We start from the raw sequence: 12818 nt of genomic DNA on the forward strand, positions 1-12818 counted from the left end.
GTAAATTTTCTGACAGGTCTATTGCTAAAACATCCACTATCCCCTATATTAAAAAGTAATACGTCCTTTTTAAAACAAGAAAGTGCGGTAGTTGTCGATGGGGGAAATGGACATGCAAACAAAGCAGGTTTTTTTGGTTTTTTCGGATACCGGTACCGTTTTGGGACGGGTTATCAACCTTTGGACGAAGTCGAGCATGAACCATGTGTCGATTGCCTTCGACCATGAGTTAAGAGAGCTCTATAGTTTTGGCAGAAAGAATCCACGCAATCCGTTTATCGGCGGCTTTGTCAAAGAAGATATTCGAACTGCTTTTTTTCGCAACAGCATAGGTGCGGTTTACCGCTTATCCGTCAGCAAGGACGAATACCAGCAAATGCAAGAACGGATAAAAGCCATGGAGGCTGATAAAGTCAACTATCGGTATAACTTTATTGGTTTGTTCCTCGTACCGTTGAAACGGGAAATGCAGCGAAAAAACGCCTTTTTTTGTTCGCAGTTTGTCGCCACACTTCTTGGTGATTGCGGCTGCTATCAGCATGAAAAACCACCCTGTCTGATTAGGCCGCAGGATATCCGTTCCTGGCATAAGCTTCAATTCATGTACAGTGGAAAGTTAATAGATTACCCTTTATACTTGAAAAAAACAAAACGGAAACAATTAAAGCCAGAAAAGAGCACAGCGTAAAATAAAGCTGATAAATTCTTTCAGAAAAGGCTTGTCACAAAAATAGTGGCAAATGCGAAAACCGGATGATGATTCGAAACCATGGGGCATTCGAACTCGTCCGGTTTTTCTTATAAATGGACTTAGCAAATAGAAGCATTCATCTATGTTATCTCACAGCCACTTTGCCCTGGATCGATATGAAGAACACCATTTAAAAAGATAGGAAGGAATATTGCTGCATATCCTGAATTATAAGAGTGGAACCCATTTATTGGATGGCAAAGGAGAAATAATATGACTGATCGTGCTTATCAACTTGAAGAAAAAGTCCGTCATATCGAGGCGGAATTAGTGGAAGTGAAAAAAGAATTAAGAAATTTGCAGCATAACGAACCGGAAGCAGGCTCAGTCGAGGAGCAACGACCTGCCATCGCAGAGCCGGTATCATCTGCCACAGAAAAAGAGCCGAAAGATATGGAGCAAATCATCAGTGATTGGCTGCCACGTGTATTCATATTGGTATTCGTTCTTGGGATTATTTGGGCCTTTATTGCAGCGATGGATAGAGGGATTCTCAGCCCGCCGATCCGGGTTATGGCCGGGTTTGTGGTGTCAGGACTGCTGTATGGAATAGGACATATGCAGTTTCGCAAAAACCCAAGTGCACTCAGTATTGTTCTGCTCGGCGGTAGTATCATTGTGTATATTGCTTCTATATTTGCCGGTAATGTTTTATATCTGCTTATTCCTTATTTAATCACGTTGATTCTGTTGGCTGCAGGAATGGTGGCAGGTGTCTGGATGTCGAGGAAATATGGTTCCCAAAGCTTGCTTGCCATCATTGGTCTTGGTGCTTATCTATATCCATTTTTGTTTGCTGGGGACAGAGGAACAGAAACGATTTTTTACTTATACGAAACGCTGATTTTTGCCGGATTGGTTTTGGAATCGGTTTATAAGCGTTACAAAGTTACCTGGAATATTGCCAATTATGCCTTTATTTTTGCAGTAGTATTTTTTGCTTTTGTCGGAGCCGGGACGACAACTTTTGTCACTTTTTCCGCTTTGGCAATGCAGCAGCTGTTGATTATTTATTTGGCCTTTCAAGTACACCACACAGCAAGCAAGGAAATGTACATTCCGGCAATTTCGACGGGAGCCTTTTTCCTTTATCTGATCGGATTGGATGTATTCGGGCAGCATGATTATCAGCTATATAGTTTTTATTTTGCTACTGCAGCCGCTTACGGGGGACTAAGTCTTGTAAAAGGCCAATCGCTTACTGTATTGAAAAATACGTTTTTTGTTTTTTCGATGTTTTATCTATTTCTGATTATTACTGAATCACTGGAAGAGACGATTTATGTACAGATGCTTGTTTATGTTATCCAGGCAGCGATTGTCTATTATCTTTCCCAAAAGCGGAACAGCCTGTTTGGAACCATTGCGAGTTTTTTCCTTCTAATCCCGGTTATCAATCAATTGACGCTTTATCCGGGCAGGAATCTGTCGACAATCGAGGTCCTTTGCTGGCTGTTGTTAATCGGTTTTTTCCTGGCAATTTACTGCTTCAAAGAGAAGGCGTCCGTGCTAAAACAGTCATGGGTGGCCATCGCTGCGCCCTACGTGATTGCTGGTTTGCTGCTATACTACTTCGGTGAAATAAGCGATATGCTGACCTACAACAGGGCATTGGACTTTGACATTGCATTGTCTATGTCCTGGATGATATTCGTCGCACTGATGTATGGGGCTTACAGCTTTTTTAAAGAAAAGCATTGGCAGTACCTTGGATTAGCATTCCTGATGATTACTCTGGCAAAAATTATCCTGTATGATTTAACGACAATCGATATCGTTTGGCGGGCGGTCTTATTCATTACGCTTGGTGTCATCGGTTTGTTCATATCGAGAATTTACTATAACCAGCAGAAAAAACAAGAATGACCTCAAGCACTGCACAAAGCAGTGCTTGTTTACTTTTCTTTTTCAGATGAACCGGACCAGCTCGGCACTTGATCATCTTCATCAAATTCAATAATCACGTCTGTCACGCCTTTCTGTGACATGATATTTTTCTCAAGGCGATCTCGCATGTCATCAGCCGCCGCTATGGTTACGTTAGGATCCACTTCAATTTTCAATTCGACATGGCGTTGGTCGCCCTCTTTGATGACATGAAGGCGCTTGATATCCTTAACCATCGATTCCTTCATGGCCAGAATGCCAATGGTGCTTTCCATTTCGGGTACAGTGATTCCCAAGGCGCCTGCTGCGTTATCGAGAAAAATTCTTCCGACCACGATAAACAATAACAGGCCGATTATGACGGAGGCATAACCGGTGGCACTAAGAAAAGGTGTATAGCTGGAAAGGGTAATGGCAATCATGGCAATCAGTGCACCAAGTGTCGCTACCAAATCCTCTAAAAAAACAAGTTTTGTCGCCGGATTTGCTTCCTTAGCATGTCTAAAGCTTTGCTTAATTAGTCTCAAGCCTTTCTTTTCCCCGCCGGAAATATGTTCGGTTATTTCTTTCATAGCCTTCGTCAGGACAAATCCCTCCAGAAGAAAGGAAACCCCAAGTACACCTATGTTCAGCCAGAACCACCCTTCATGACCTTCGGGTTGGATAATATGGTGGAGCCCTTCTTTTATGGTCTCATAAGCAAGAATCCCGACAATCAAAACGGCGCCGAGAAGAACAAGGTTCACGAGACGGCCAAAGCCGTTTGGAAACCGGTCTGTCGGCGCTTTTTTGCTTAATGCCGAACCAGTGAAAACGAAAAATTGGTTAGCTGCATCCGCATAACTGTGCATCATTTCCGCAAACATGGCAACATTTCCTGTGATGAAGTAAGCGATTGTTTTGATGATTCCTACGACAATGTTGATTGTTGCAGCCCACAAGGAAGATTTTGTCCCTTGTTTGAGCAGGTTCCATAACTCTTTCATCCGTTTTTCCTTCCTTTCCATAGCGTGCAGGTAGTTATCACATTAAATAAGTACACTTTTTTATATTGCCTCTGTTTGGAGAAAACGAAACACCTTGTACACCTTTTTTTAAAGGAGTTGTGCCAGATAAGCCTTCAGGCTTAGTGGAAATTATAGCTCTAGGTCGTTATGTTCGGCCTCTATTCCCGCTAAGATAGAGATAAGAAAGGAGGATATCGACATGAAAACATTCCTGTTGCTATTACTAGGTGTGACAGCAGTCATCCTCATCCTGGCTAATCTCGGACCGATGATTCTATTGGCCGTCAGTCTGGTTGTTTCCTATTACGCAGTGAAAAAGTTCGTTCTTGCGGTTACGGTAGGCCAGAAAGTGCTTTGGGCAATCGCTATTCTGATCGGTCTTTCGATTTCACTGGCGAACCTGCCGGCATTGATTGGTGTGGCTGCCTTCGTCGTTTTGTACTATACCTATAAAATGTGGAAAAAAGATAAACATGAATCCAGTTATTTGGATGATGACCTTTTTCATGAAACTGGAAAAGAATATTGGATTAACTAAACATAGAAAAGGAGTTGTATAGTAATGAGTAATTTATTTACAAGAATTAAGGACACGATTTCTGCCGACTTTAATGAGATGCTCGATCAAAAGGAACAAAAAAATCCAATCGCACAGTTAAATCAGTATGTACGCCGTTGTGAGCAGGAAGTGAAAAAAATCAGAGGACTTGTAGAAAAGCAATACGCACTTAAACAGGAATTCACCAGAGAGTACCATCAGGCTGCTGCTATGGCGGACAAGCGTAAACGCCAGGCTGAGATTGCTTTGAGGTCTAATGAAGAAGACCTCCATGAACAAGCGCAGAAAGATCAGGAATACTTCGAGGAGCGGGCGGCCAAACTGGACTCCATCAGGCAAAACGCCATTAAAGAGCTGGAATCGCTGGAAAGCAAATATGTGCAGATGAAGCATAAGCTAAAAGATCTATATGTGAAACGAATGGAACTGAAAGGAAGGGAAAACGCTGCTCAAGCCCACAAAGGGATGAATAAAGTGCTGCATACTGATCGCTTTGCCGAAAAAAGCAGCGCAACCTTTGATGAAATGGAGGATTATATCGAGCGGCTGGAAAACCAGGTAAATGCCGAATACCGAAGCTATACGCTGGATGCCCGCATCGCCGAGTTAGAAAAAAGAGCGGAATAAATAGCGCTTCTCCTGGCCTGAGAGTTCTGGTAATCTAGAAGGAGAAGTACGAGCGGAGAAAGGTGGATAAGGCGTACTTGTCGTACGTCTTATTTCCTGTTGTTGTCGATTCCTCGGAGGCCATTCCAGGTGCGGAGAAATAGGATTGTGAATCTATGGGTTTAGGAGTAGATGAGATCGCAAGCTGACGGATGGGAACTTCCGCATCGAAATCCCCAAAATAAAAAAGAGGAGTAGCTTTATGTTTAATCGCAAAAATACAGACTTCATCGATATGATTTTACTGATTACGACCGTCATTTTTGTGTTCGAGTTGCTTTTTGACGGACCGCGGCTTCTCTTTTTTCTTTTTTTGTACGGTGCAGCTATATACTATGGACGGAAACGAATCGACAAGTCCTGGGGAAGGCTTGTGTTTTGGGCAGGCTTGCTCGGACTGATTATCATTATTCTCAACACCGTTGCGTTCAAATTTTTGCTGTTGACCATCGTCGCCTATTTTGTGCTCAAATGGTATCATTCCAAAAAAGATCCGGTCTATTATCAGCCGCAATTTGAAGAGGATGGTTCGGCAAGAGGAACCATCCAGCGTCCAGCGATGTTCACCAATAAATGGTTCGGCCGCCAAAAAACAAGTTCAGGGGCGTACGAGTGGCAGGATGTCAATATCCAGACAGGCATCGGCGATTCCATTATTGACATGAATAACACCGTGCTTCCCAAAGGGGAGTCGGTCATTTTAATTCGTAACCTCTTTGGCAATATTGAAATCCAAGTTCCTTATGAAGTCGAAATCACCATCATTCATTCTGCCTTGTTTGGATCTGCGGAGATTCTTGACTATAAAGAAAAACAGATGTGGAACAAGGTTATTCATCTGGAAACCGAAAACTATCAGCATGCAAAACAGAAGGTTAAAATTGTCACCTCGATGTTGGCCGGCAAGATAGAGGTGAAGCGTGTATGAAAAATACGGTACAGCGTTCACTCATTGTAGGTTTGTTGACGGCTTTGCTCTTGTTGATAGTTTTTTCTGTCGTTTTCTTTCTTGGCTTTCCGCTCGATGACTGGGGAGATCTTTGGCAACGGAAAATATGGGAATTGCCGTTTGTTGTTTTTATTATTTTGATTACGCTGGCAGCCGGGGGCAGTTTTGGGGTTGCAGAAGGACTATTTTGGAAAAAACAATTAAATAGCTTGGAAACCGTACTCGACAGAACTCATGACAACCAGCGGGTTCCTGAAGAATCCGCTTCATTGGCAGAAATACAGGCCTTACATGAGAAGGCTGCAAAACTTCAAAACTACATTTACGACCAGACAAAACTGGCCCAAAAGATGGCGACAGAGCGGGTGGAGGACCAGGAGAAGGAAATCGAACGGGTCATCTCCGAGGAAAGGAATCGATTGGCCAGAGAGCTGCATGACTCAGTCAGTCAGGAGTTGTTTGCAGCTTCCATGTTGATTTCAGCGCTTAATGAGCTGAACAATAATGAAGCTGTCTCTGTCCAGTTAAAGCAAATAGAAGCGATGATTCAGCAGTCTCAACTGGAAATGCGGGCATTGCTCTTGCACTTGCGGCCTGCTGCATTGAAAGGGAAGTCGCTTCAACAAGGCATAGAACAGCTGCTGGAAGAGCTGAAACAAAAGGTTCCGATAGCTATTTCCTGGAAGATGGACGACGTTCAGCTCGAAAGAGGGGTTGAAGATCATCTATTTCGGATATTGCAGGAGTCGGTGTCCAATACGCTTCGCCATGCTAAGGCCCATGCGCTGGATATCCTGTTGATTGAAAGCCAGGGACAGGTCATTTTACGGGTGATCGATGATGGAGTGGGCTTCCAGGTGGAAAAAAGCCAGTCGGGATCTTATGGATTGCAGAATATGAAAGAGCGGGCGGCCGAGGTCGGGGCTGCCATCAAAGTCATTAGCTTACCGGATAAAGGGACAAGATTGGAAGTAAAAGTGCCGGTATTAAAATCAGAGGGTGATGAACGTGATTAGCGTATTGTTTGTTGACGATCATGAAATGGTCCGGATAGGAGTCAGTGCTTATTTGACTACCCAGCCGGATATCGAGGTGATTGGCGAAGCTGATAATGGAAAAAAGGCGGTTGAATTGGCGCTGGAGCTGCGTCCGGACATTATATTGATGGATTTGGTCATGGAAGGAATGGACGGAATCGAAGCGACTGAAAAAATTGTCAAAGCCTGGCCGGAGGCACGAATCATTGTTGTGACTAGTTTTATTGACGATGAAAAAGTGTACCCTGCTTTAGAAGCGGGTGCTTCCAGTTACTTGTTGAAAACGTCGAAAGCCAGTGAAATAGCGCAGGCAATTCGCTCCACTTACCAAGGGGACGCGGTATTTGAACCAGAAGTCACCAATAAGGTGATGGCAAAAATGAGGAACAGACAGACCACGCTTCCGCATGAAAGCTTGACGGCCCGTGAGATGGAGGTGCTGTTATTGGTAGCACAAGGGAAGTCGAATCAGGAAATTGCTGACGAGTTGTTCATCGCTCTGAAAACGGCGAAAGTGCACGTCAGCAACATTCTAAGTAAACTAGAGGTGCAGGACCGCACCCAGGCCGCGGTGTACGCCTACCGCCAGGGACTTGTCCCGAAATAAAAAAAGCGGTCAACCTTATAAGGTTGCCGCTATCTTCATCATAGCCCCAACGTTTCATTAGGCACTTTGATGCGGAAGGAAATATCATCGTTCTCTAAATCAAATTTTTCCGCTTTTACTTTGAAGTTACTCTTCATTTCCATTTGGGTAATGGCAATGTAAATCGTTTCCTCTTCCGGGTTAACGACTACCCAGTCAGGGGTTGGATAGCTTTTATTCAGATACTCCAGAACTTTTCTTTTTGGCAGGTATAACAATCCCAGGGAAATGTCCTTTTGTTTGAGGATGAGGTCACCGTTTTCCTGGACAATCGGCTCTAAATGGATGGAAAAAGGAATCTCCGCGCTAAAGGCCTTGAGGGAACCGGTAAATTCCACATCATCCTCCATGGTTACCTCGTATTTTCCGGTAGTATCGTTAAACATTTGATCCACATAAGCATTGACCAGCTCACTTACATTTTCTTTGCTGGAAGTGACCGTGAATTCAGCTCCCGGTGTTTGCTCCAGCTCCTCCCAATCAAGTGACGGGTTTGACCAGGATGGAATAAATATCAGAAACAGAAGGAGGAGGATAACCGCGGCATTTATTCCCGCAAGTACAAGAAACCAACGTTTCCAGTGTCTCTGTTTCTGCGATTTTTCTTCACTCATTGTTCTATTCCTCTCTTGTTAAAGCTTATTCGGAACGCTCTATTTCCGGCCGTATATATTCAAGAACCCGTTCAGCGATTAATTTATAACCGGTGTTATTTGGGTGAAAATTATCTTCGTAAAGTAAGTCCTGATTCGCATTTGCAAACAAATCCTTGGTTGGAATATAGTTGACTTGTTCATATTCTAAAGCCACTGTACTTCCTGTACTGTTCCAATCATCGATGATCTGTCCTAATTGTTCGACATCACTGAAGTAATTTTCAAATGGATTATAAAAGCCGATCAAATAGATGGTGGCATCAGGATTTAATTCCACCATCTTATCAAATATTTTTCGGAGCCGTTCCATATAATTCGCCTGTTCTTTCACAAATGGTTCGTACTCCAGATTGGTGAAGTTGTTTTTTACTACTTTCATTATATCATTCGCCCCAATGGTGACGAGGACGATGTCGGCCTCCTCGATGGAGGACTTTATTTCAGTCTGGTCCAACCGTTTTAACAGCTGGTCAGAACGATTTCCCCGTTTACCATAGTTGACGATGTCCACTTTTTGTTGCCCATCATCGTTCAAGGTATTCCCGAGAATCCCCACATAACCGCCATTATGAGAAGTATCACCAACCCCTTGGGTCAGGGAATCCCCGATCGCGACGATGTCCAGATCTTTTTTGACAAATAACCCGAGGGCGCTCTCGATTACCTGGCTGACCTTATCTTTGATATCTTCTGTCAACGGTTGTTTTTCTTCTTCCGTCTCTTCAGCTTTTTGAAGTTCAGTATCATCTGGTATTTCTTCTGTGATTTCAAGATCTTTCTCCTGGGTTTCCGGCCGGATATTTTTTTCGGCATTGTCGCTTTCCGACGTTTGGATTGCTTGAAAAGTGACAATCGCCAGCAGCAAAATCAACAAAATGGCACCGATGATAGTCTTGGAGTATTTATTTCGCAACTTTATCACACCTATTAGGAATTGATAAAAAATCAGTATTAAAAAGAGGCTGTTCAAAAAGTTTCTTCGCTGGCTTGCTTTTCCGCTACTCACGAATTACTTGTGTACGTTCTGTTGCTCAAATTTATGCAGCCTCGAATTTCTTGATCCTTTTCATTTACTTTAGAACACGCACTAAAAGAATATTCCCTTCGTTCCACTTTCAAAAACGTGGGGAAAGAGAATTTCGATCTTCACCTGACATCGAAAAAGCATCGGCACAGACCGATGTATCGTTAGTAATAGTATACAATATGATAACATGTCTTGCGCTATCAGCGATAATTATTTTCATCATGGGAAATAACTGGAAAAAGGGAAGGTGAGAGGGAGTCATAAACCGGACCACAAGACGACGTCCGGTTTATGAAAGAGTAAGCGATCTGGCATGTATTTGTCAGGCCCACCACATTTCACCCACTGGTTCTCTCAGCATGATGGGCTGAAGGTTCTCGACAGCTTTGCTGAACCCTTCGTCAATGGACATCAGTCCATCTTCATGTTCGATGCTGACCACATAATCATAGCCAACCAGGCGCAAGGCACTAACAATATCGGCCCATGTTTTACGTCCATGACCATAACCTACCGTACGGAAATACCACGCCCTGCTGCGCAACTCTGTATAAGGTGTCATATCGGTTAAACCATACATATTCGTATTTTGCTGATCAATGATGGTGTCTTTCGCATGGAAGTGGTGGAGAGCGTCTGCATCTCCGAGTATTTTGATGGCCTCCACTGGATCAATCCCCTGCCACCACATATGACTTGGATCTAAATTCGCTCCGATTGCAGGGCCGCAAGCCTTTCGTAGCTTTAACATGGTTGCAGGCGTATGTACGGAAAACCCGCCATGCAATTCCAGTCCGATTTTTACGCCATTGGCGGCTGCATAGTCGTTTATTTCCTTCCAGTATGGAATCAGTTTTTCATTCCATTGCCACTTTAATACTTCCTGATAATCGGGCGGCCAGGCTGCCACTGGCCAATTTGGGTAAAGCGCACCCTCATGATCTCCGGGACAACCGGAAAATGTGTTCACAACCTTTACTCCTAACTGGGATGCTAGTTTAATGGTTTTCCGGAGTAAGGTATCCGCAGGTACAGACATTTTTTCCTGGGGATGCAGTGGATTGGAATGGCAGCTTAAAGCGCTGATCATTATCCCTTTATCAGATAGTTTTTGCTTCATTTCCTGTTGAGCGGATGGCTTATCGAGTAATTCCTCGATAGGGCAATGATCATTGCCGGGGTACCCTCCGGTTCCTAACTCAATTGCTTCCAACCCCTTGGAAGAAACATAATCGAGCATGTCATCAAACGGTTTGTCTGCGCATAAAACAGTAAAAACCCCTAACTTCATTTTCTTTCCTCCTTCAAAGTTATCAGAAAACACAGATTTGTAATCCATTACATAACTAGAGAGAATGGTGAGATAATAACTGTATAAAAACGGTTGACATCAAAATAATCTTGCATTACTATTTGTATTGTAAACGATTACAAAAAATTACGCAACAATACAGAAAGAAGGACTGGGGAAGATGACAACCATTCACCAAGTGGCCAAACAAGCAGGAGTCTCTGTTGCAACGGTTTCCAGAGTTTTGAATGGGCAAAACTCTGTCACGGCAAAGACGAGAATAAAAGTAGAAGATGCAATAAAAAAATTAAATTATGAACCCAGCCTCCTCGGTCGGAATTTAAGAAACTCAGAAAGCAGATTGCTGCTTGTCCTGATTCCGAATATCTCCAATCCTTTTTATTCGGAAATTATCAATGGCATTGAAAACACAGCAATCGAATTGGGCTATAATATCCTTCTGTGTGAAACCGATACAAATGCTGAACGAGAGAACATCTATTTTGATTTAGTCCGCAAAAAAATGGCCGATGGTATCATTTCCATGGATCCGGCTGTGAACACCGACAGCCTTATCCGACTCGCTGAAAACCATGCGATTATCCAGTGCAGTGAGTATGCTGTCGACAGTGGTATTCCATATGTGACCATTGACAATGCTCAGGCAGCTTATCGTGCGGTGAAGCATCTGATAAAAATCGGGCATCAGCGAATTGCTTTGATTAATTCCGACAAGAAGTTCTTGTATGCCCGCCAGCGGCAGCTTGGCTACCAGAAAGCATTAGAAGAAAATGATATGGGATTAGAGGACAGCTTGATCGTCCACACAAAGGGACTGGACTTTTCTTATGGCCAGCAGGCAATGAAAAAGATTTTAATGCAGAAAGAACGTCCAACAGCTATTTTCGCTGTATCTGACTTGCTTGCTATTGGTGCGTTGAAGGAAATTCATAATCAAGGGCTGAGGGTGCCGGAGGATATTGCTATTATTGGATTTGACAAGATCGCTTTTTCCAATATGACGCACCCTACTTTGACAACGATCTCGCAGCCAATGTATGAGATGGGAAAGGCTGCAGCAGATATGCTAGTCAAGAAAATTCAAGGAGAAGAAGTGGAAAGTCTTATTCTGGAACACGAATTAGTCATTCGGGAGTCTACGTTGGGTTAATCAGTACTAAGCCCGGCATTGTGGTATCAAATGAATTTTGATACTAGAGTGCTGGCCTTATATGTAAACGATTACATTAAAGCGAGCTTCCAATAACAAAAAAGGGGTGTAGAAGTGAGAAAACTACTTGTTTTGTTCTTGTCTATGTTGGTTCTAGGGGGACTTGCAGCATGTGGAAGCGGTGAGGAGAGTAGTGGCGAAGCATCTGGAGAGGACGGCGATCTTAAAATTGGTATTTCCTTGCCATCGGCAACACACGGCTGGATGGGAGCATTAATCGACAATGCGGAAAAACAAGCACAGGAAATAAAGGAAGCAGAAGGAATCGACTACGTGATGACCAATGCAGCGGATCCAAATAAGCAAGCAAATGATGTAGAAGATTTAATTTCCCAAGAGGTGGATGTCATTGTGATGCTGCCGATCGAATCTGCAGCCCTGTCTCCTGTCGGTCAAAAAGTGAAAGAAGCAGGTATTCCGTTAGTAATCGTGGACCGGGAACTAGAAAACGATGCAGCGACTGTGGTGGTAAAAGGGGATAATGAAGGGATTGGAGTCAACGCAGGAAAATACTTTATTGAACAGTTGGGGGGAACTGGAAAAGTGGTCGAGATTACCGGACCTCCTAGTTCTGTCACGAACCAGAGGGGGAGCGGATTCCAAGAGGCGATGGATGGGGAAGACGGCATAGAAGTCATTGCTTCGCAAAATGGGGATTTCTCGAAAGAAGCATCATTGGAAGTTATGCAAAACATTTTGCAAGCGCATTCACAAATAGATGCGGTGTTCACCCAGGATGATGAAATGGCGTTAGGCGTACTTCAGGCAATCAATGAGGCGGATCGGGAAGACATTCAATTTATTACAGGGGCCGGCGGCAATAAAACCGTGTTCGAGAATATGCAGGAGGATGGGTTGATTAAGGCGACCTTCCTCTATTCCCCGACTATGGTCCGGGATGCTGTGACCATTGCGGCAGACCTTGCAAAAGGTGAAGAGCCGGAAGAAAAAATGGTGGTGAAAGAGGCTACCCAGGTAACCAAAGAAAATGTGGATCAATTCTATAAGGAAGACTCCAAGTATTAAGCGGACAGCGTGTAAAAGGAGAGGCACGGAAAAGGGAATACAATCGACAAGCATTGTATTCCCTCTTTCCGATAGGGAGAGATGG

The 12818-nt window shown here is 43.6% G+C and carries 13 protein-coding genes; 9 read left to right on the forward strand and 4 right to left on the reverse strand.

Features of this window, described 5'->3' with window-relative positions:
- Positions 1-112: 112 nt before the first annotated feature.
- Together BLR82_RS12295 and BLR82_RS12300 are read left to right on the forward strand one after the other, a co-directional pair.
- Entirely contained in the window at positions 113-688 is a 576-nt protein-coding gene (locus BLR82_RS12295) for a hypothetical protein (protein WP_074599764.1), read from the forward strand.
- Positions 689-964: 276 nt separating this feature from the next.
- Entirely contained in the window at positions 965-2617 is a 1653-nt protein-coding gene (locus BLR82_RS12300) for a DUF2339 domain-containing protein (RefSeq protein ID WP_074599765.1), read from the forward strand.
- A 29-nt stretch (positions 2618-2646) separates the two neighbouring features.
- Here BLR82_RS12300 and BLR82_RS12305 read toward each other — a convergent pair whose 3' ends face one another.
- Entirely contained in the window at positions 2647-3624 is a 978-nt protein-coding gene (locus tag BLR82_RS12305; protein WP_074599766.1) for a cation diffusion facilitator family transporter, read from the reverse strand.
- Between the two features lie 220 nt (positions 3625-3844).
- On the opposite strand from BLR82_RS12305, the gene BLR82_RS12310 reads away from it, so the two are divergent.
- The 5 genes from BLR82_RS12310 (at position 3845) to BLR82_RS12330 (ending at position 7463) form a co-directional block, all read left to right on the forward strand.
- Positions 3845-4183: a lmo0954 family membrane protein gene (locus tag BLR82_RS12310; RefSeq protein ID WP_074599767.1), complete on the forward strand. Its 339-nt coding sequence runs from the start codon at positions 3845-3847 to the stop codon at positions 4181-4183.
- Positions 4184-4207: 24 nt separating this feature from the next.
- On the forward strand, positions 4208-4831 hold the full coding sequence (locus BLR82_RS12315) for a PspA/IM30 family protein (RefSeq protein ID WP_074599768.1): 624 nt from the start codon (positions 4208-4210) through the stop codon (positions 4829-4831).
- A 241-nt stretch (positions 4832-5072) separates the two neighbouring features.
- Positions 5073-5798: a cell wall-active antibiotics response protein LiaF gene (liaF, locus tag BLR82_RS12320; RefSeq protein ID WP_074599769.1), complete on the forward strand. Its 726-nt coding sequence runs from the start codon at positions 5073-5075 to the stop codon at positions 5796-5798.
- Entirely contained in the window at positions 5795-6835 is a 1041-nt protein-coding gene (locus tag BLR82_RS12325) for a sensor histidine kinase (protein WP_074599770.1), read from the forward strand. The genes liaF and BLR82_RS12325 overlap by 4 nt, the downstream gene beginning before the upstream one ends.
- The gene (locus BLR82_RS12330; protein ID WP_074599771.1) at positions 6828-7463 is read left to right on the forward strand and encodes a response regulator; all 636 of its coding nucleotides are present in this window, start codon (positions 6828-6830) and stop codon (positions 7461-7463) included. Before BLR82_RS12325 ends, BLR82_RS12330 begins: the two co-directional genes overlap by 8 nt.
- A gap of 38 nt (positions 7464-7501) precedes the next feature.
- Here the strand turns inward: BLR82_RS12330 and BLR82_RS12335 are convergent, their stop codons facing one another.
- The 3 genes from BLR82_RS12335 to BLR82_RS12345 all read right to left on the reverse strand — a co-directional run bounded on the left by BLR82_RS12335 (position 7502) and on the right by BLR82_RS12345 (position 10476).
- Positions 7502-8116 carry a YpmS family protein gene (locus BLR82_RS12335; protein ID WP_074599772.1) on the reverse strand — a complete coding sequence of 205 codons (615 nt, stop codon included), beginning with the start codon at positions 8114-8116 and terminating at the stop codon, positions 7502-7504.
- 25 nt (positions 8117-8141) lie between these two features.
- Positions 8142-9080, reverse strand: a complete 939-nt coding sequence (locus BLR82_RS12340; RefSeq protein WP_425440901.1) for an SGNH/GDSL hydrolase family protein — start codon at positions 9078-9080, stop codon at positions 8142-8144.
- Between the two features lie 427 nt (positions 9081-9507).
- The gene (locus BLR82_RS12345) at positions 9508-10476 is read right to left on the reverse strand and encodes a sugar phosphate isomerase/epimerase family protein (protein WP_074599773.1); all 969 of its coding nucleotides are present in this window, start codon (positions 10474-10476) and stop codon (positions 9508-9510) included.
- Between the two features lie 181 nt (positions 10477-10657).
- Here BLR82_RS12345 and BLR82_RS12350 point away from each other — a divergent pair, with 181 nt between their 5' ends.
- Entirely contained in the window at positions 10658-11647 is a 990-nt protein-coding gene (locus tag BLR82_RS12350; RefSeq protein WP_074599774.1) for a LacI family DNA-binding transcriptional regulator, read from the forward strand.
- A 114-nt stretch (positions 11648-11761) separates the two neighbouring features.
- On the forward strand, positions 11762-12733 hold the full coding sequence (locus BLR82_RS12355; protein WP_074599775.1) for a substrate-binding domain-containing protein: 972 nt from the start codon (positions 11762-11764) through the stop codon (positions 12731-12733).
- Positions 12734-12818 lie beyond the last annotated feature (85 nt).

It is taken from the genome of Sediminibacillus halophilus, from assembly GCF_900103695.1.
In the GTDB taxonomy this organism is placed as follows: domain Bacteria; phylum Bacillota; class Bacilli; order Bacillales; family Amphibacillaceae; genus Sediminibacillus; species Sediminibacillus halophilus.

Coding starts and splice junctions, on each gene's coding strand:
- BLR82_RS12325 (WP_074599770.1), top strand. CDS start 5,795: ATGAAAAATACGGTACAGCGTTCACTCATTGTAGGTTTGTTGACGGCT.
- BLR82_RS12310 (WP_074599767.1), top strand. CDS start 3,845: ATGAAAACATTCCTGTTGCTATTACTAGGTGTGACAGCAGTCATCCTC.
- liaF (WP_074599769.1), top strand. CDS start 5,073: ATGTTTAATCGCAAAAATACAGACTTCATCGATATGATTTTACTGATT.
- BLR82_RS12345 (WP_074599773.1), bottom strand. CDS start 10,476: ATGAAGTTAGGGGTTTTTACTGTTTTATGCGCAGACAAACCGTTTGAT.
- BLR82_RS12295 (WP_074599764.1), top strand. CDS start 113: ATGCAAACAAAGCAGGTTTTTTTGGTTTTTTCGGATACCGGTACCGTT.
- BLR82_RS12315 (WP_074599768.1), top strand. CDS start 4,208: ATGAGTAATTTATTTACAAGAATTAAGGACACGATTTCTGCCGACTTT.
- BLR82_RS12300 (WP_074599765.1), top strand. CDS start 965: ATGACTGATCGTGCTTATCAACTTGAAGAAAAAGTCCGTCATATCGAG.
- BLR82_RS12305 (WP_074599766.1), bottom strand. CDS start 3,624: ATGAAAGAGTTATGGAACCTGCTCAAACAAGGGACAAAATCTTCCTTG.
- BLR82_RS12350 (WP_074599774.1), top strand. CDS start 10,658: ATGACAACCATTCACCAAGTGGCCAAACAAGCAGGAGTCTCTGTTGCA.
- BLR82_RS12335 (WP_074599772.1), bottom strand. CDS start 8,116: ATGAGTGAAGAAAAATCGCAGAAACAGAGACACTGGAAACGTTGGTTT.